Origin of the sequence: Streptococcus mitis (genome assembly GCF_902159415.1) — a bacterium.
Classification (GTDB): domain Bacteria; phylum Bacillota; class Bacilli; order Lactobacillales; family Streptococcaceae; genus Streptococcus; species Streptococcus mitis_BG.
Map to the genome: position 1 here is coordinate 601,405 of NZ_CABGJU010000001.1, position 17,219 is coordinate 618,623.

22 protein-coding genes and 1 other annotated feature are annotated in these 17,219 nt (G+C 37.2%); of the genes, 13 read left to right on the top strand and 9 right to left on the bottom strand.

Going from position 1 to position 17,219, the window contains the following annotated elements; genetic code table 11:
- Positions 1–155 precede the first annotated feature (155 nt).
- From glyQ to rplJ, 3 genes are all read right to left on the bottom strand, one after another.
- A complete protein-coding gene (glyQ, locus tag FN031_RS03065; RefSeq protein WP_000038760.1) occupies positions 156–1,073 on the bottom strand; it encodes a glycine--tRNA ligase subunit alpha in 918 nt (305 codons plus the stop codon).
- 412 nt (positions 1,074–1,485) lie between these two features.
- A complete protein-coding gene (gene rplL, locus FN031_RS03070) occupies positions 1,486–1,854 on the bottom strand; it encodes a 50S ribosomal protein L7/L12 (RefSeq protein WP_001196964.1) in 369 nt (122 codons plus the stop codon).
- A gap of 75 nt (positions 1,855–1,929) precedes the next feature.
- Positions 1,930–2,430: a 50S ribosomal protein L10 gene (rplJ, locus tag FN031_RS03075; RefSeq protein WP_075567401.1), complete on the bottom strand. Its 501-nt coding sequence runs from the start codon at positions 2,428–2,430 to the stop codon at positions 1,930–1,932.
- Positions 2,431–2,468: 38 nt separating this feature from the next.
- Positions 2,469–2,604, bottom strand: a sequence feature (ribosomal protein L10 leader region).
- Between the two features lie 172 nt (positions 2,605–2,776).
- Here rplJ and FN031_RS03085 point away from each other — a divergent pair.
- Both FN031_RS03085 and FN031_RS03090 read left to right on the top strand, forming a co-directional pair.
- A complete protein-coding gene (locus FN031_RS03085; RefSeq protein ID WP_142557493.1) occupies positions 2,777–3,304 on the top strand; it encodes an ECF transporter S component in 528 nt (175 codons plus the stop codon).
- Between the two features lie 18 nt (positions 3,305–3,322).
- Entirely contained in the window at positions 3,323–3,838 is a 516-nt protein-coding gene (locus FN031_RS03090; RefSeq protein WP_142557495.1) for a transcription repressor NadR, read from the top strand.
- Here the strand turns inward: FN031_RS03090 and FN031_RS03095 are convergent.
- From FN031_RS03095 to uvrB, 6 genes are read right to left on the bottom strand one after another with little or no spacing between them, the layout of a single operon-like run.
- Positions 3,835–4,302, bottom strand: a complete 468-nt coding sequence (locus FN031_RS03095; RefSeq protein ID WP_142557497.1) for an 8-oxo-dGTP diphosphatase — start codon at positions 4,300–4,302, stop codon at positions 3,835–3,837. The two genes, FN031_RS03090 and FN031_RS03095, sit on opposite strands and share 4 nt — an antisense overlap.
- A gap of 12 nt (positions 4,303–4,314) precedes the next feature.
- Positions 4,315–4,755, bottom strand: a complete 441-nt coding sequence (locus FN031_RS09120) for a hypothetical protein (protein ID WP_142557499.1) — start codon at positions 4,753–4,755, stop codon at positions 4,315–4,317.
- Between the two features lie 2 nt (positions 4,756–4,757).
- Positions 4,758–5,258 carry a hypothetical protein gene (locus tag FN031_RS09125; protein ID WP_260604683.1) on the bottom strand — a complete coding sequence of 167 codons (501 nt, stop codon included), beginning with the start codon at positions 5,256–5,258 and terminating at the stop codon, positions 4,758–4,760.
- Entirely contained in the window at positions 5,255–5,806 is a 552-nt protein-coding gene (locus FN031_RS03110; RefSeq protein WP_142557501.1) for a hypothetical protein, read from the bottom strand. The genes FN031_RS09125 and FN031_RS03110 overlap by 4 nt, the downstream gene beginning before the upstream one ends.
- Complete coding sequence (locus FN031_RS03115) at positions 5,803–6,429, bottom strand: NAD(P)H-dependent oxidoreductase (RefSeq protein ID WP_142557503.1); 627 nt, start codon at positions 6,427–6,429, stop codon at positions 5,803–5,805. Before FN031_RS03115 ends, FN031_RS03110 begins: the two co-directional genes overlap by 4 nt.
- 14 nt (positions 6,430–6,443) lie before the next feature.
- Positions 6,444–8,432 (bottom strand): excinuclease ABC subunit UvrB, encoded by a 1,989-nt coding sequence (uvrB, locus tag FN031_RS03120; RefSeq protein WP_142557505.1) that lies wholly within the window; start codon positions 8,430–8,432, stop codon positions 6,444–6,446.
- Between the two features lie 179 nt (positions 8,433–8,611).
- Between uvrB and FN031_RS03125 the strand changes: the two genes are divergently transcribed.
- The 11 genes from FN031_RS03125 (at position 8,612) to FN031_RS03175 (ending at position 17,119) form a co-directional block, all read left to right on the top strand.
- Positions 8,612–10,054 carry an amino acid ABC transporter substrate-binding protein/permease gene (locus FN031_RS03125; RefSeq protein WP_142557507.1) on the top strand — a complete coding sequence of 481 codons (1,443 nt, stop codon included), beginning with the start codon at positions 8,612–8,614 and terminating at the stop codon, positions 10,052–10,054.
- On the top strand, positions 10,054–10,794 hold the full coding sequence (locus FN031_RS03130; protein WP_142557509.1) for an amino acid ABC transporter ATP-binding protein: 741 nt from the start codon (positions 10,054–10,056) through the stop codon (positions 10,792–10,794). The genes FN031_RS03125 and FN031_RS03130 overlap by 1 nt, the downstream gene beginning before the upstream one ends.
- Positions 10,795–10,943: 149 nt before the next feature.
- The gene (zwf, locus tag FN031_RS03135; protein WP_142557511.1) at positions 10,944–12,410 is read left to right on the top strand and encodes a glucose-6-phosphate dehydrogenase; all 1,467 of its coding nucleotides are present in this window, start codon (positions 10,944–10,946) and stop codon (positions 12,408–12,410) included.
- A 273-nt stretch (positions 12,411–12,683) separates the two neighbouring features.
- Positions 12,684–13,358 carry a hypothetical protein gene (locus FN031_RS09000; RefSeq protein ID WP_185928433.1) on the top strand — a complete coding sequence of 225 codons (675 nt, stop codon included), beginning with the start codon at positions 12,684–12,686 and terminating at the stop codon, positions 13,356–13,358.
- Positions 13,359–13,667: 309 nt separating this feature from the next.
- Positions 13,668–14,084 carry a CTP synthase gene (locus FN031_RS03145; protein ID WP_142557513.1) on the top strand — a complete coding sequence of 139 codons (417 nt, stop codon included), beginning with the start codon at positions 13,668–13,670 and terminating at the stop codon, positions 14,082–14,084.
- Positions 14,085–14,393: 309 nt separating this feature from the next.
- Positions 14,394–14,984, top strand: a complete 591-nt coding sequence (locus FN031_RS03150) for an SMI1/KNR4 family protein (RefSeq protein ID WP_142557515.1) — start codon at positions 14,394–14,396, stop codon at positions 14,982–14,984.
- 36 nt (positions 14,985–15,020) lie between these two features.
- On the top strand, positions 15,021–15,344 hold the full coding sequence (locus FN031_RS03155; RefSeq protein WP_142557517.1) for a DNA polymerase III: 324 nt from the start codon (positions 15,021–15,023) through the stop codon (positions 15,342–15,344).
- 137 nt (positions 15,345–15,481) lie between these two features.
- Positions 15,482–16,018, top strand: coding sequence for a hypothetical protein (locus tag FN031_RS03160; RefSeq protein ID WP_142557519.1), 537 nt, complete (start codon positions 15,482–15,484; stop codon positions 16,016–16,018).
- Between the two features lie 178 nt (positions 16,019–16,196).
- Positions 16,197–16,265, top strand: coding sequence for a hypothetical protein (locus tag FN031_RS09130; RefSeq protein WP_260604698.1), 69 nt, complete (start codon positions 16,197–16,199; stop codon positions 16,263–16,265).
- On the top strand, positions 16,237–16,521 hold the full coding sequence (locus tag FN031_RS03170; protein WP_185928434.1) for a hypothetical protein: 285 nt from the start codon (positions 16,237–16,239) through the stop codon (positions 16,519–16,521). Before FN031_RS09130 ends, FN031_RS03170 begins: the two co-directional genes overlap by 29 nt.
- 34 nt (positions 16,522–16,555) lie before the next feature.
- Positions 16,556–17,119 (top strand): DUF4303 domain-containing protein, encoded by a 564-nt coding sequence (locus FN031_RS03175; RefSeq protein WP_142557523.1) that lies wholly within the window; start codon positions 16,556–16,558, stop codon positions 17,117–17,119.
- The last annotated feature ends 100 nt before the right edge of the window (positions 17,120–17,219 follow it).

A 17,219-nucleotide genomic window follows, 5' to 3' on the forward strand; every position in this document is an offset into this window, starting at 1 on the left:
CAAAGTGGATTTAGTCAACTGATTTTTGAACCAAAGGTTTCAAAAATCCCCGTCAAGCAGTACGGCGGTGCCTATCCCTATAGTAAGTCTTCGACTTGCTATAGGGTTCCATATAGGCTCACATTGTTCGCCTTTTTTCATTCTTGTAACTCTGTCTATTCTTCCTCTTCTGCTAGGAGTTTTGCGCGGGTGGCTTCGTCGAGAAGTGGGTAACCGAGTTTTTTGCGTTCTGCGACGAATGTTTTAGCTACGACACGGGCCAAGTTACGAATGCGGGCAATGTAGCCGGCGCGTTCTGTAACAGACACAGCTCCGCGAGCATCAAGCAAGTTAAAGGTGTGTGAACATTTTAGTACATAGTCATAAGCAGGGTGAACAAGGCCTAACTCTAACGCACGTCCTGCTTCTTTTTCAAATTTTTCGAAGTTTTCAAGAAGCATATCTTGGTCTGAGACTTCAAAGCTGTATTTTGAATGCTCATATTCTGGCTGAAGGAAGATTTCTCCGTATTTAACTCCTGGAGCCCATTCGATATCATAAACTGAGTCTACTTCTTGGATATAAGAAGCTAAGCGTTCCAATCCGTAGGTAACCTCAGCAGTAACAGGACCTGTTGCTAAACCACCGACTTGTTGGAAGTATGTGAACTGCGTGATCTCCATACCGTCAAGCCAAACTTCCCAACCAAGACCAGCAGAACCAGTTGATGGGTTTTCCCAGTTATCTTCAACGAAACGGATATCGTGTTCTAATGGATTGATACCTAATTTTTCCAAAGACTCAAGGTAAAGCTCTTGGATATTTGATGGAGATGGCTTCATAACCACTTGGAATTGGTGGTGTTGGTAGAGACGATTTGGGTTTTCTCCGTAACGACCGTCAGCAGGACGACGAGATGGCTCTACATAAGCCGCATTCCATGGCTCAGGACCAATAGCACGGAGAAAAGTATAAGGACTCATTGTACCTGCACCCTTTTCATTATCATAAGCCTGCATCAGCATACAACCCTGGTCATTCCAGTATTGTTGCAAAGTAAGAATGATCTCCTGGAAAGTCAATTTTTTAGACATGTTTTACTCCTTTTTCTATAATTTCTTGCGACCTAGAATACAAAAAGAACCGTGTCTTCGCTCCTAAGTCGTGTGACCTAGGGGCGTCAGAAACGCGGTTCCACCCTAATTTATTACTTCATTATTTTTAAAAAAATACCAAAAGCGCCACACTTATCTCTCAACCACCTGACTCTCACTATCTCAGGCTCGCTAGGATTTACTGATAAGATATTCTTTCTTGTTATCTATTATAACAAAATGAAATTAAAAAGTAAATTTTTTTCATAAGGAATCTTTTCTAAATGATATAAAATAGACATACCAATTCGACATCGTTTCACTTTTGCCCCTTGTCGAATAAAATGAAAAACCGCTACTCATAAGACTAGCGGTTTAATTATGTTTTTAAGCTACAAATGTAGTCGCTCTATTATTTAAGAGTAACTGAAGCTCCAGCTTCTTCCAATTTAGCTTTGATTTCTTCAGCTTCTGCAGTTGGAACGCCTTCTTTGATGACACCTGGTGCACCATCAACAAGTTCTTTAGCTTCTTTAAGTCCAAGACCAGTGATTTCACGTACAACTTTGATAACGCCGACTTTCTTGTCACCAGCAGCTGTCAATTCAACGTCAAATGAGTCTTTAGCAGCACCAGCGTCAGCAGCACCAGCTGCAGCAACAGCTACAGGAGCAGCTGCAGTTACACCAAATTCTTCTTCGATAGCTTTTACAAGGTCGTTCAATTCAAGGATTGAAGCTTCTTTAATTTCAGCAATAATGTTTTCAATGTTCAATGCCATTGTTATTTCCTCCAAATAAGTTTAAATTTAATTTTGTTATTTTTTTGTAGCTAGGCTACGCTGCGTAGCTTATAATTAAGCTGCGTCTTCTTTGTTGTCTGCAACCGCTTTGACTGCAAGAGCAACGTTGCGCACTGGCGCTTGAAGTACAGAAAGGAGCATAGAAAGAAGTCCTTCGCGGTTTGGAAGAGTTGCAAGAGCAACGATTTCTTCTTTTGATGCGACAGCGCCTTCGATTGCACCACCCTTGATTTCAAGTGCTTCAGCGTTTTTAGCAAAGTCGTTCAAGATTTTCGCTGGTGCGATAACATCTTCGTTAGAAAATGCTACTGCAGATGGTCCAACAAAAACAGATGCAAGATCTTCAAGTCCAGCTTGTTCAGCCGCACGACGTAAGATTGAGTTTTTAATAACTTTATACTCAACTTCGCTTCCACGAAGCTCACGACGAAGAACTGTATCTTGCTCAACTGTCAAACCACGAGCGTCTACAACGACGATAGATGCAGCAGCTTTCATTTTCTCAGCCACTACGTCAACTAGTTCCGCTTTCTTAGCAATAATTGCTTCACTCATTAGTGTGTTCACCTCCGTAATTATTTTGCTTGGGGAATTTTTCCAAAAGAAAAACGCGCCCAAACCTAGACACGAAAGTACAATACGCTTCTTTTTACATGATACGTTTTGTCCTCGGTAGGATATTTATGAGTCTTGCTCCCCTACTGTCTTAGGCAGTTTTTTCAAACCGTTTATTAGTTTAACATACTTGAGAATATAAAGCAAGAGTTTTCTCCTGTTTTTTAAAAAAAAATTTCTTTTTTATTTTAGATTGAAATGTACATGTGACAAGAGTTTTTATACTTGACATGTCTGTTTATTTATTGTACTATACAACTGTATATACACTTAAAAAGGAGTTATTATGAATACACATAAGAAAACACAATTTATGACTTTGACAGCACTGCTGACTGCAATCGCAATCCTCATCCCCTTAATAATGCCCTTCAAGATTGTTATTCCACCCGCTTCTTACACTCTAGGAAGCCACGTTGCAATCTTTATTGCTATGTTCCTTTCTCCTTGGATGACAATCTTTGTCGTTATAGCTTCTAGCCTAGGATTCCTCATGGCTGGTTATCCAATTGTCATTGTACTTCGAGCTTTCTCCCATATCTTTTTCGGAACTTTAGGAGCCTTCTATTTGCAAAAACATCCTCAAACCTTAGATAATCCAAAATCCTCTTTAATTTTTAACTTTATACTAGGTTTGGTTCATGCCATCGCAGAAGTTTTTGCTTGTATTATCTTTTATGCGGGAACTGGAACAAATGTAGAAAATATGTTCTATGTCTTATTTGTACTGGTTGGTATCGGTACAATTATTCATAGTATGGTAGACTATTACTTAGCATTAGCTGTTTATAAAGCATTGAAAAAACGCCGTTAAGGGTTAAGAAAGAAGAATATGACAAAAAATCGAAAAGAAGCACTTCTACAACTCTTAGAAAAAGCTCAAAAACCTATAAACGGAAAAAGCTTAGCAGAACATTTTCATGTCACTCGCCAGATTATCGTTCAGGACATTGCAGTTCTTCGTGCAGACGGTGCTCCTATCTTATCAACCAACCGTGGCTATATTTATAAAGAAAGCAAAACCAATCCTTATGTTCACAAGCTGTTTAAAGTAAAGCACGAGATGGAAGAAATTGGTCAAGAACTTCTAGCTATCGTCGATAATGGGGGACGTGTTCAGAATACCTTGATTGATCATCCTGTCTACGGGGAAATTGAAACCTTGCTCAAACTCTCTTGTCGCCGTGACGTTCAGCATTTTTTAGAGCAAGTCGAACGGTCTGACTTTAGAGCACTTTCTGAATTAACAGATGGCGTCCATTATCACCTAGTCGAAGCTGAAAACGAACAAGACCTCCTCTATATCGAGAAGGCCTTGGACAAGTTAGGTTATTTAGTAAAGGATTAGAATATTTTCTTTTCCCATCCATCTTCTGTACGATGACGATAGAAAAATTCTGACTTATCTGGAGCTTCCATCATCTCCATCAAAGATAACATATCATAGGCCAGATCCAAATTTGGAATCTGGTCTTTTTGTACCCAGGAAACTTCTCCTTCGTCTGAAGAACGAAGGGTACCAGAGAACTCAGTAGCCTTATAACAAAAGACAATATAACGCTCACCTGTATCCAGTGGCCAATTTTTAATACCAACTAGTTGAGGATTTCTGATAGTTAGACCTGTTTCTTCATAGATTTCACGAATAACAGACTCTGCAAAGGCCTCTCCATCTTCAATATGACCTCCTGGGAAAGCATAACCAGACCAGTGGTTGGTTTCGGGCGAACGATACTGCATAACCACGCGCTGCTTTTCAAGGTCTTCAATCAAACATATATTTGTTAAAATCGTTAATTGTGCTCGAGACATAGGATTCACTTTCTAAGGGTTATTTTCTATCATGTACTTAACTTTAGACTTCATAATCAAAGGATTAATCAAGTCGTGATATTCACGAGTATCATCAAGAAAAGAACCCCTATTAATCCTTATCTCTTTGTCTTTACTATTGACTTGATAGTCTATACTGATAGGCATGGATGAGTCTGGAATAAAAGATAGGAAAAAGAATATCACTAACCAGATTAAAAGAGCGAAAAAGCCACTGAGAGTCTGAAAAATTAGATGATGCCATTGAAAGATTCTAGTTTTATAGAAGATAGTCCATGGATGAATAAATAAAGTAAGGCAAAGACTAAATAACCAGATGTTCCACACAATAGGTGTAAAAGCAAAACCAAACAAGCCTAAGATAAAATGAATCAGGACAAATACAAGAAACATAAGGTAAAGAATCCTAAATATAGTTAGATGTTTTAGCATGATTAACTCCTTTTCTTTTTAACATATTTGGAAATCAAAATGATCAAAGTAGCCACTAGGAAGAAGGTTATATAAGTAAGGATTGGAAACCAGATGTAGCGGTGGTCTAGGGATAAGAGAGAAGGCAAAATACCTTTACTGTTTTTTCCGCTAATTCCAATAAAGAGATGGACTATTAAACCGATACTATTAAGATAGATAAATAAATCTGCAAATCTTTTTATTGTCATCCTTGTCCCAGACAAATCTAAGAACCAATAGTCAAATAATCGATATACCAGACAAAAAAGATTTATATATAGCGGAAAACTATAGTTGATTTCTCTGTATGGTAAAGGAATAGGAAGACTTTCAAAAATTAGATTCAAACTTAGTCCTATTGCTAGGATAAGACCGAGGATCAAGAAGAATCCTAAAAATTTATGAGAATCTAGCCAAAGATGAAAACTTTCTTTCATTGAGAGATTCTTTTTTGTATTTGAATTTCTTTTATTCTTTTTCATTCGAGTGAATTTTCCCTATTTTCTTCTTTTCCCTTTTTCTTATCAATATGCTTGGATATTAAAATAATCAAACCAGCCACTAAGAAGAAGGTTATATAAGTAAGAATTGGAAACCAAATATAGCGGTGATCTAAGGTTAGCAAGGGAGGAATAGTCTTTCTATTTCTACCCATTATTCCGAAAAATGAGTGAAACAACAAACCTACTCCATTTAGGTACAAGAATGGATCTGCAAAATCTTGTATTGTCAGCATTCCATCGAAATTATCTCTAAAAACACCTTGATAAAGCATGTTCACTAAGAATATAAGATTCAGAAAGAGCGGAAAGACATAATTGAAGTTTTGATAGGTTTTTGGAATAAGAGTTGTTCCAAACAACAAATAGAATACCCCAAAAGCTGATAAAAAAAATATACTACTATCTAATAAAAAAGCTATTTTTGAATGCTGTAACAACCACAATTTTACTTTATCTAGCCAACTAATTTTTCGATTTGGCATATAGTGTTTTTTTGATTTTTTCTCTTTTTTATTATCTTGTTTCATGGTAGTTTTTTAACTTCTTCTGCTACTTTTTGGAGATGCTCTTCACGCATACTTGCTGTATTCACATCCCGGCCGACTTCACCCAAAATGCAGACGCGCTTGGTTTTAATCCCACAGTGGTTCAAGACGGCATTTTTCAAAACAGAGATACCATAACTATCAGGAATATTGAGAGGGCCTGAAAATATCTTGTACCACCAAGTAGGCGCCATGGAGGTCGCATAGATACTAGCTGTTTTGCCTTTAAGCAACTTCTTAAATTGCTTGCCTCTAAGGTAATTCCAGATGAAGCTTCCTTGGTCATTGGCCGAGTAGGCAATCTCCGGTGTAAAGACCCTATCGATCCAGCCCTTCATAAGGCTAGGCATACTACTCCACCAGATGGGATAAACAAAGATGAAATGTTCTGCCCACTGGATTAATTCTTGGGAACGAAGGATAAAAGAATCTTCTTCCATACGTTTTCGATAGCCATAACGTAAAACAGGATCAAAGTCCTCTTCATTAAGGTTGATAACTTCAAGTTCATGGCGACCTGAGTCAATATTTTCTACAATGGTTTGAAAAATAGCCTGACAGTAACTTTCCTTATCCGGATGCCCATTGATGACTAAAATTTTCATAAGCTCTCTCCTTTCTAATCCAAAGCCTTGACTTCCAACATCATATCACGAATCTGGGCAGCGAGTTCAAAGTCAAGCACTTCGACGGCTTCTTGCATTTGTTTTTCCAGTTTCTTGACCAGTTCTTTACGTTCTTGTTTATTGAGACTATTGATATCGACTTCCTTGTCTTCTTCCTTGGCAACTGCCTTGGTGACAGAAATCAGGTCGCGGATTTCCTTCTTAATAGTTTGTGGAATAATACCGTGCTCTTCATTGTAAGCCATCTGGATTTTACGGCGGCGAGCCGTCTCATCTATGGCACGTTGCATAGACTGCGTCATAGTATCAGCATACATGATGACATGCCCCTCGCTATTACGGGCAGCACGACCAATGGTCTGGATAAGACCCCGTTCATTACGGAGGAAGCCTTCCTTGTCAGCATCGAGAATAGCAACTAGACTAACTTCTGGCACGTCAATTCCTTCACGAAGGAGGTTAATCCCAACCAAGACATCAAAGACTCCTAAGCGCAGGTCACGGATAATCTCTGTCCGCTCTAAGGTCTTGATATCCGAGTGCATGTATTTGACCTTGATTCCCATTTCTTTGAAGTAGTCGGTCAAGTCTTCAGCCATTTTCTTAGTCAAGGTTGTAATAAAGGTACGTTGGTTCTTTTCAACACGGGCATTGATTTCACCTAAGAGATCATCAATCTGTCCCATGGTTGGGCGGACTTCAACTTCTGGATCCAAAAGACCAGTCGGACGAATGATTTGCTCAATAACGGTGTCAGTCTGCTCGTGTTCATAATCACCAGGTGTCGCTGAAACGTAGACAATCTGATGAACATGACTTTCAAACTCTTCACGACGAAGGGGACGATTGTCTAGGGCAGACGGTAGACGGAAACCATAATTCACCAACATTTCCTTCCGAGAACGGTCACCATTGTACATGCCCTTGATTTGCCCCATGGTCATGTGGCTCTCATCAATCATAATCAAGAAATCATCAGGGAAGAAATCAAGAAGTGTGTACGGAGGCTCTCCTTCACTTCGGCCATCCATATGACGTGAGTAGTTTTCAACACCGTTTGTATAGCCCATCTCACGGAGCATCTCAATATCGTACTCTGTTCGTTGCTTCAAGCGTTGAGCTTCCAGCAGTTTACCTTCCTTCTCAAAGATAGCTAACTGCTCCTCCAACTCGGCCTCAATCTTGGCAATAGCTACTTCCATATGGTCATCATTAGTCACAAAGTGAGTCGCTGGGAAAATAGCCAAATGATCCACTTCACCAAGAACTTGACCTGTCAGAGCTTCAACTTCACGAATACGATCAATCTCATCTCCGAAAAACTCAACACGAAAAGCATGCTCATCACGAGAGGCTGGGAAAATCTCCACTACATCCCCACGGACACGGAATCTTCCCCGCTGAAAATCAATGTCGTTACGTTCAAACTGAATGTCAACCAAATCATTAAGCAATTTATCACGAGAAATCTCAAGACCCGGACGCAAACTTACCACACTATCCGAGTATTCTTTGGGAGAACCCAACCCATAGATACATGAAACAGACGCAACTACAATGACGTCATTACGCTCCAAGAGCGCTGACGTTGCTGAGTGACGAAGTTTATCAATCTCATCATTGACGGAACTATCTTTTTCGATGTAGGTATCGCTTGAAGGCACATAAGCTTCGGGCTGGTAATAATCATAGTAGGATACGAAGTACTCAACAGCATTTTCAGGGAAAAACTCCTTAAATTCTCCATAAAGCTGACCAGCCAGTGTCTTATTATGAGCGATGACCAGGGTTGGTTTATTGACCTGAGCAATGACTTGACTCATGGTGTAGGTCTTTCCTGTACCAGTCGCTCCCATCAGGATTTGTGCCTTTTCTCCACCTTCGATATTATCAACCAACTGCTCAATCGCTTGGGGTTGATCTCCTGAAGGTTCATATTTTGATACTAGTTTAAATTTATTATCTGTAATTCGATTAATCATAAAAGCCCCATACATATATTCTATTCTTCTATTTTACCATAAAAAGGAAAGAGTTTCTGTTTCTCAACAGACTACCTAATTTTGCTCTATGTTATATTTTGTAACATTAAAATATAAAATATTTGCCGTTCTTTAACTTTTTTGATATAATTTGAAAATATCTTGAAAGGAGACATTACATGAAGAAAAAAATTCTAGCTTGTTTGCTAATTTTATTTCCTATTCTTTCACTAGGAATAGTAAAAGCTGACACAGAAAAAACGAAGTATGTTATCGCCAGTGACTCATCTTTTGCGCCATTTGTTTTCCAGGACTCAAGCAATCAATACACTGGTATCGATATGGATCTAATCAAGGCAATCGCTGAAGACCAAGGTTTTGAAATCGAGATTACCAATCCAGGTTTTGATGCTGCTATTAACGCAGTCCAATCTGGACAAGCAGACGGTATCATTGCAGGAATGTCTGTAACTGATGCCCGTAAAGAAACGTTTGATTTCTCTGATTCTTACTATACAGCAAATACTATTCTTGGTGTTAAAGAATCAAGTACAATTTCTTCTTATGAAGATTTGAACGGTAAGACTGTGGGTGTCAAGAATGGTACTGCTTCACAAACCTTCCTAACAGAGAATCAAAGCAAGTACGGTTACAAGATCAAAACTTTTTCCGATGCTGCATCTATGTATGATAGCTTAAACACTGGTTCAATTGATGCCGTTATGGACGACGAACCTGTTATTAAATATTCTATCAGTCAAGGACAAAAGTTAAAAACACCAATCGCAGGTACACCAATTGGTGAAACTGCTTTTGCAGTAAAAAAAGGAAGCAATCCAGAATTGCTAGAGAAGTTTAACAAAGGGCTTGCAAACCTTAAGGCAAATGGAGAATTCAAAAAAATCCTTGATAAGTATCTAGCTAGCGATTCTACTACAAGTTCAACCGCTGATGAAACAACTATCTGGGGCTTGTTGAAAAACAACTACAAACAACTTCTCAGCGGACTTGGAATCACTCTAGCATTAGCACTTGTTTCCTTTGCCATTGCTATTGTTATTGGTATTATCTTTGGTATGTTTAGCGTGAGTCCTTATAAACCTCTTCACCTTATTGCTGAAATCTTTGTTGACGTTATCCGTGGTATTCCATTGATGATTCTCGCTGCTTTTATTTTCTGGGGAATTCCTAACTTTATCGAATCCCTCACAGGTCAACAAAGTCCAATCAACGACTTTGTCGCTGGTACTATCGCACTTTCCCTAAACTCAGCTGCCTACATCGCTGAGATTGTCCGGGGAGGTATTAAGGCAGTACCTGTTGGACAAATGGAAGCCAGTCGAAGTCTTGGTATTTCATATGGAAAAACCATGCGTAAGATTGTCTTGCCACAAGCAACCAAGCTCATGCTTCCTAACTTCGTCAACCAATTTGTAATCGCCTTAAAAGACACAACAATCGTCTCTGCAATCGGTTTGGTCGAACTCTTCCAAACTGGTAAAATCATCATTGCACGTAACTATCAAAGTTTCAAAATGTATGCAATTCTCGCAGTCTTCTATCTTGTGATTATCACTCTTCTAACTAGATTAGCCAAACGCTTAGAAAAGAGGATTCAATAATGGCAAAATTAAAAATTGACGTTCATAACTTACATAAACAATATGGTAAAAACAAAGTCCTTAAAGGAATTTCAGTGAAATTCTATGAAGGAGATGTTGTTTGTATCATTGGACCTTCTGGTTCAGGTAAGTCAACTTTCTTGCGTAGCTTAAATCTCCTTGAGGAAGGAACAAAAGGAACTATTACAGTTAATGGCTATGATTTAACAGATAAAGCAACCAATGTAGACCACGTTCGTGAAAATATCGGAATGGTGTTTCAGCACTTCAATCTCTTTCCACATATGACCGTATTGGAAAATATCACTTTTGCTCCTGTAGAGCATAAGTTGATGACCAAGGCTGAAGCTGAAAAATTGGGTATGGAACTCCTTGAAAAAGTTGGACTGGCTGACAAGGCCAATGCCAATCCTGAAAGTCTATCCGGTGGACAAAAACAACGTGTGGCTATCGCTCGAGGTTTAGCAATGAACCCTGATATTATGCTCTTTGACGAGCCAACTTCTGCCCTTGACCCTGAGATGGTTGGCGATGTTCTCAATGTTATGAAAGAGTTGGCTGAACAAGGTATGACCATGATCATCGTAACCCACGAAATGGGATTTGCCCGTAAGGTTGCCAATCGTGTTATCTTTACAGCAGATGGTGAATTCTTAGAAGATGGTACACCTGATCAAATCTTTGATAACCCACAACACCCTCGTCTAAAAGAATTCTTAGACAAGGTCCTCAATGCTTAAAAAAGCTGCAAGTTTTCCTTGCAGCTTTTTTGTTGCTTATATTGGATTTTTGGATTTTTTAGAAAATTATGATAAAATAGAGGGTATGAAAATGAGGGATTCCTCATGCCTAGTTTGACTAGGAAACAAAATAGAAATTAGGTAGCTGGATGTCATCAAAAGTTATTGTTACAATCTTCGGTGCTAGTGGAGACTTGGCTCATCGCAAGCTCTACCCTTCACTTTTTAGACTCTATAAATCAGGCAATCTTTCAGAGCATTTTGCTGTAATTGGAACTGCTCGTCGCCCGTGGAGTAAAGAATATTTTGAATCTGTTGTTGTAGACTCTATTCTTGATTTAGCAGATAGTCCTGAGCAAGCTCAAGAGTTCGCTAGTCACTTCTACTATCAAAGTCATGATGTCAATGATACGGATAACTACATTGCTTTGCGTGAACTACAAGCAGAACTCTGTGAAAAATACCAAACTGAGCACAATAAACTCTTCTTCCTCTCTATGGCACCTCAGTTCTTTGGAACGATTGCTAAACATCTCAAGTCAGAGCAAATCGTTGATGGTAAAGGTTTTGAACGCTTGATTGTTGAGAAACCTTTTGGTACTGACTATAAGACAGCAAGCAAACTAAATGAAGATCTCCTAGCAACTTTTAATGAAGAGCAAATCTATCGAATTGACCATTATCTTGGAAAAGAGATGATCCAGAGTATCTTTGCGCTTCGTTTTGCCAACATGATCTTTGAAAATGTTTGGAATCGTGACCACATCGATAATGTTCAGATTACATTTGCAGAGCGTCTAGGTGTTGAAGAGCGTGGAGGCTACTATGATGAGTCTGGTGCCCTTCGAGACATGGTTCAAAACCACACACTTCAGCTTCTGTCACTCCTTGCTATGGACAAGCCTGCAAGCTTTACAAAGGATGACATTCGCGCAGAGAAAATCAAGGTCTTCAAGAACCTTTACCATCCTACAGACGAGGAACTTAAAGAGCACTTTATCCGTGGTCAATATCGTTCTGGTAAAGTTGATGGCATGAAATATATTTCATACCGTAGTGAACCAAATGTTAACCCAGAATCAATGACAGAAACCTTCGCCTCAGGCACCTTCTTTGTAGATACTGATCGCTTCCGTGGTGTTCCATTCTTCTTCCGTACAGGTAAACGAATGACTGAAAAGGGAACACACGTGAATATTGTCTTCAAACAAATGGACTCAATCTTTGATCAACCTCTAGCACCTAATATTTTGACAATCTACATCCAACCAACAGAAGGATTCTCACTTAGTCTCAATGGTAAAGAGGTTGGAGAAGAGTTCAAGCTTGCACCTAATTCACTTGATTACAGAACGGATGCAACTGCAACAGGGGCTTCACCAGACCCATATGAAAAGCTCATCTACGATGTATTGAATAACGATTCAACTAACTTTAGCCACTGGGATGAAGTGAGTGCATCATGGAAATTGATTGACCGTATTGAGAAGCTTTGGGCTGAAAACGGTGCTCCCCTTCATGACTACAAGGCTGGTAGCATGGGACCTCAAGCTAGCTTTGATTTGCTAGAAAAATACGGAGCTCAATGGACATGGCAACCTGATCCAAAACGCTAATCAAAGAAACGGCGTCCTCCATTACGTTTACGACAAAATCGGACACATTCAGGAAGCCTGCAACAGCAGTTTCGACTGCAAAACTAATACTTCGATGAAGAGACCGGCTACATTACAACCTAATGCGGTCTATTACGAGCCTGAGGCCGGGATAATTCAAATTCTATCCATAAAAATGAGAAAAGGCTTGCACAAAAACATTTAGGACTGAAATCAAAAAATCAATTTAAAACTTCAGTTTGTAAACGATCTGGCGTAAAACAAGGTAGAATTATGCCAAGTAAACGTCAAATGGATGTTTGGCAGGGAGCTATAAGAATGGCTGGGTATGGTCCAGCAAGAGCTAGAATACTGAGAAAACAGAATCAGCGATATTTGAAATCTTTAAGGTATTATATTTTAGGAGCTACTAAAATGTTAGGTGAATTAAAAATCATAGATGAATTTGCGGATAAATTTGATTTTCGAATGTTTGGCCCAGCTCTTTTAGAGAAAGAAGTTAGTTGGCCTGTAGATTATAATGGAAACCCTATGCTGTTCTTTATAGGTCTTCCAGCAAATTTATTAAATAAAAAGCTAGATATTAACTTGTATTGCAATATCTTTATTACTTACGATCATGAAGATGATCAACATATATATGATTTGAGCGATAAAAATCCAGAGCCAAATAAAAGTTCTTGTGTAATTTTAAGTGATATTCGTTCTTCAAAAGTAAAAAAAGTAAGCTGTATCGAACCTAGCAAAAAACTTTCAATCAGTGAGTCTGGTGATGAGGTACCATACTGGCTACAAGATCCTATTCAGAAATCAAATATGTCATTTCAATTTCAAATATATGCAGGAGAGATAGATAATATGTTCCAGCAAGATTTTGGAGATGAGTTTTATTATTTTTTCTGTAATGAAAATTGTTCAGAAGGTAATGTTTTTGTTCAAATTACCTAATGAGATATGTAGAGTAAGCCTTAGCATACATAAAATTTCCAATCCTGACGCAGGGCATGTGCGGTACACAGTTTCTGCTTTTCAGATGACCTTCATCTTATTTCGTCAAAAATATGCGCACGAAAGGGTTTTTATATCATACTGCTGCCTTTGAAGATAGATTAAAAGGCGTATATAAAATCATGTAGGAGGATGATTTCGGAAACTAAACGGTAGGGATTAATTCTAGGAAATAGGCAGCAAGATTGCCTAGAATTATTGGTAAATGTTCCTAATTTTATTAATGTAAATATATTGGAAAGGGTTAATATGACCTACTTAATTAAGCCATTTGAATCAATTGGTGATTTTGTATTTGGTACTTCTCTTGAGGAAATACAAGAAAAATATGGAAAACCAGCAAGAATGGTTGAAGATAATATTATGAATAATAAGGTGGAATATAGGAATGCTTGTGAGTTAGTTTATGAAAACAATAAATTGGTTTATGGGTATTGCTTAAAAGATTCTAATCCCATATTAGGAGATATTGATATATTTAAAAATTCAATCGAAGATCTTAAAGCCATCGATTCAGAATTTATCGAAGGAAAAAAATATATTCTTTTTAAGAATCTCGGAATTTGTATAGGAGGTATGACAGGGAAAAAAATCCCTGAAGGCAAGTTATTAATTGCATTCGATAAAAATCACCTTGATTTTTTTGAATGTTTTATCGAGGTGTAATCGAACTGTAGCCAATGAAACTTCCAATTCCGATGTAGAGTAAGCCTCAGCCTACACAAAACCTCCAATCCTGACGCAGGGAATGTGCGGTACGCACGAATACTGTTTTGTATTTCAGACAACCTTATATATTGCGCTCCATGAAATAATCTGATTTTACATCATTATAGTAGGAATACGGCTCAATTGATCCCTGAATCTTTACAAGATGGTATTCGCCATACAGGTCCAGCCAGTGTGATACACAATAAACGACCTAAGAAGAAATGTTGATTATTTGATAAATTATAACTGAAAGGAGTAATGAAAATGAAAATTAAGAGTTTGGTTGAGAAAATGGGTGGAGTTCAAAGGTTTACATTTGAACCACTGATTCCTACATCTAGAAAATCAATGTCTAAATTTTTAGATATTACTAAAGAAGAATTTTCAGATTATTTGGATTATCTTGAATTATTTGGTGGAGAGACAGGATTTATAAAAGAATTTAAGTTAACCCCATATAGTGATTTGCCTGAATATTGCTATCCTGATGACGATATTCCTGTAGGTGGTAATATCGAATGGAGTGGTGGTGATTTAGGCTTTTTTTATGGTGAAAATATAAACTACCAAAAAAACTCCCAAATTAGTGAAAGGCTTGAAAAATACAAAAATAGAATACCAGATAATTTTCTACCAATATCAAGTAATGAATTTGGTGATTTGATTTGTCTATGTACTCACGGAGAAAGAATTGGGCAAATTTTCTATTGGGATCATGAAAATGAATGGGATGAAGAAGATTATTTGGATGAATTTGGTGTACAAATGCCTGAAGAAGTAAAGATGCAAAATATGTATTTAGTCGGAGAAGATTTGTATGACTGTTTTAATCGTATGGTCTTAGAAGAAGAATAATTATTTGAAATTATCCGATTATCATAGGAGATTATCATGGATATGACATTATTTAATTTTCGGACATTTTGGGAGGCAAACTCTGATGAAGACTATCGTGAAGATATTATCAGAATGTCTATTGCACTTATGACATTTCTTAAAAAGAATGGTTTACTTGTTGATATTGATCCTTTTAATGAGGACGGTTCTATTAAAGAAAATATCGTTATTAGAAAGTCTAATGTAACTGATGAAGGTTTTCAATTATTTGTTAAACCAGTAAATAACTGGTGGAATGCTTTGGATAGGGGAACTCCTCCCGAGAAAGTTACTATTTTGGAGAATGGGTTGAAAAAAATTCGTGCTGCGAACAAGTAATTTTATATTTTCAGACGGCCTCAATATTACTTTTGAGGCCGTCTGAACTATTTGTTCGTTAAATAAACATTTTAAAAATATACTTGTACTGCACCAATTTATAAAAGTACTAGTAAAAGGAAAAAAGGAAAAAAATGATGACTCTTTATCAAATATACTCTGCTGTTGATAATGTAGATGCTTATGCGGACTTAAAGCAGGATGATAGAAAAATTGTGGAATTTATTAATTACAATAAATGCAATTATACAGGTGAAGCAGTTTTTATAGCTCAGAGTGGATATACCTCCAAAAATATTTCTAATACAGATTATATTCAAACAATTCCTAAGATGTTATTGTTCTCTGAAACTTTCATTAATAAATTAGCTGATACATTAAAAAATGAATTAGATTTTTTTCCAGCTAAACTTAGAATCAAGAATGATGAATTTAGATTTTTCCTTGGAAAAATTAAATTATCTGCTGAATTGGTAAATATGGAAAAATCAAATTTTTATGAAATAGATGGAGAGAAATTTATCGATTATCCACCTGTATTCTTTGAAAATATATCTGGATTCGAGTTTTGTGCAAAAGATATAAATGATGATTTAATTTGGGCTTTTTCTGATAAATTCAAAGAATTAGTTGTGAGTAATAATTTGAAGATGGAATTTCTTCCTCTAACATGAAATATTCTGTAAGTAAGTTATAGCAAGCCGTAGCCCGCACAAAACCTTCAGTCCTGACGCAGGGTGTTACGGTACGCACGCACGCGGTTTCGCCTATCGAAACTCCATCAACGAAGACAGATAAAGTCGCCAACAAACCCACTACTTCCACTGCGACCAAATTGGTATCCCAAGAGAGATGACCGACATTCATGGTAATCTCCTGTGGTACGGTGAATATGCTGCTTGGGTTGTTGGGTGGAGATAACCTATATCACTTAGCACCTAATGCAAATAATTGGATAGATCCTTTAGGATTGTATTGGATGAATATTCCAAAAAATCATGGAGTAACTCAGAAACCTCATATTATTAATGCACATGGCCACCATATTATTTTTAAAGGATCATTTGAACACTCTCCTAGTATGAACGCAACATTTGTTCGTTCAAGAGGCATAGCAAATAAATATAATATCCCATTAAACTATGATGTTAAAAACATTAATGTTAATAGAGAATGATTGATATCAAAATTTCTATGAAAGGAAAATCAAAATGAATATTTTAAGTAATTCTATAATTCAAGATTTAATTCAGAATGTATATAAAGGAGTTACAGAGACATTTAACTATGTATTAGAGAGAAATAATTCTAATGATGTTTTTGCTTACTCATTATATATTGATGACTATTGCTCATATCTAGGTTGGGCTGCTAACACTATTTCTCACTACGAAATAGAAAAAGTAAACTACCCAAAAGAAGATCAGCCTTTTATTAAATGGTATTACCCTCAATTTGCAATAGGACTTGGAGAGGTTCCTGAGAAAATAGATAGTGTATTCAATAATGAGATTCAAAATATTCTTAATGATGCAAATACATTAATATCAGAAGGTAATTTTGAGCAATATCAGGCGGAAGTATATGATTCAATTATAGAAGGATTTAAAAAAGCAATAGAAAATATAGATAAGAAAAAAACAAAGAATGTCATATTTTTTGTTTCTATTGTAGATAGTGATAATGCTGAAATTATGGAAAATTATTCTGCTGAGCAATTGAATTCATATGAAAAGTTCATTACGTTCAAAAACAGATTTCAAAGCAAGTCGTAGCCAGTACGAAACCTCCAATCCTGACGTAGTGCATGTGCGGTATGAACGTAGCTTCTGTTTTTCAGACGACCTCACTATCCTCTTTAAGGTCGTCTGAAAT

Excerpts from the sequence above, each read along its gene's own strand:
- FN031_RS03085 (WP_142557493.1), top strand. The coding sequence starts at position 2,777 with ATGAATACACATAAGAAAACACAATTTATGACTTTGACAGCACTGCTG.
- FN031_RS03145 (WP_142557513.1), top strand. The coding sequence starts at position 13,668 with ATGACCTACTTAATTAAGCCATTTGAATCAATTGGTGATTTTGTATTT.
- FN031_RS03095 (WP_142557497.1), bottom strand. The coding sequence starts at position 4,302 with ATGTCTCGAGCACAATTAACGATTTTAACAAATATATGTTTGATTGAA.
- FN031_RS09000 (WP_185928433.1), top strand. The coding sequence starts at position 12,684 with ATGCCAAGTAAACGTCAAATGGATGTTTGGCAGGGAGCTATAAGAATG.
- rplJ (WP_075567401.1), bottom strand. The coding sequence starts at position 2,430 with ATGAGTGAAGCAATTATTGCTAAGAAAGCGGAACTAGTTGACGTAGTG.
- FN031_RS03090 (WP_142557495.1), top strand. The coding sequence starts at position 3,323 with ATGACAAAAAATCGAAAAGAAGCACTTCTACAACTCTTAGAAAAAGCT.
- glyQ (WP_000038760.1), bottom strand. The coding sequence starts at position 1,073 with ATGTCTAAAAAATTGACTTTCCAGGAGATCATTCTTACTTTGCAACAA.
- FN031_RS03130 (WP_142557509.1), top strand. The coding sequence starts at position 10,054 with ATGGCAAAATTAAAAATTGACGTTCATAACTTACATAAACAATATGGT.
- FN031_RS03115 (WP_142557503.1), bottom strand. The coding sequence starts at position 6,429 with ATGAAAATTTTAGTCATCAATGGGCATCCGGATAAGGAAAGTTACTGT.
- zwf (WP_142557511.1), top strand. The coding sequence starts at position 10,944 with ATGTCATCAAAAGTTATTGTTACAATCTTCGGTGCTAGTGGAGACTTG.
- FN031_RS03175 (WP_142557523.1), top strand. The coding sequence starts at position 16,556 with ATGAATATTTTAAGTAATTCTATAATTCAAGATTTAATTCAGAATGTA.
- rplL (WP_001196964.1), bottom strand. The coding sequence starts at position 1,854 with ATGGCATTGAACATTGAAAACATTATTGCTGAAATTAAAGAAGCTTCA.
- FN031_RS03125 (WP_142557507.1), top strand. The coding sequence starts at position 8,612 with ATGAAGAAAAAAATTCTAGCTTGTTTGCTAATTTTATTTCCTATTCTT.
- FN031_RS09125 (WP_260604683.1), bottom strand. The coding sequence starts at position 5,258 with ATGAAAAAGAATAAAAGAAATTCAAATACAAAAAAGAATCTCTCAATG.
- FN031_RS03150 (WP_142557515.1), top strand. The coding sequence starts at position 14,394 with ATGAAAATTAAGAGTTTGGTTGAGAAAATGGGTGGAGTTCAAAGGTTT.
- FN031_RS09120 (WP_142557499.1), bottom strand. The coding sequence starts at position 4,755 with ATGCTAAAACATCTAACTATATTTAGGATTCTTTACCTTATGTTTCTT.
- FN031_RS03110 (WP_142557501.1), bottom strand. The coding sequence starts at position 5,806 with ATGAAACAAGATAATAAAAAAGAGAAAAAATCAAAAAAACACTATATG.
- FN031_RS03170 (WP_185928434.1), top strand. The coding sequence starts at position 16,237 with ATGCTGCTTGGGTTGTTGGGTGGAGATAACCTATATCACTTAGCACCT.
- FN031_RS03155 (WP_142557517.1), top strand. The coding sequence starts at position 15,021 with ATGGATATGACATTATTTAATTTTCGGACATTTTGGGAGGCAAACTCT.
- uvrB (WP_142557505.1), bottom strand. The coding sequence starts at position 8,432 with ATGATTAATCGAATTACAGATAATAAATTTAAACTAGTATCAAAATAT.
- FN031_RS03160 (WP_142557519.1), top strand. The coding sequence starts at position 15,482 with ATGACTCTTTATCAAATATACTCTGCTGTTGATAATGTAGATGCTTAT.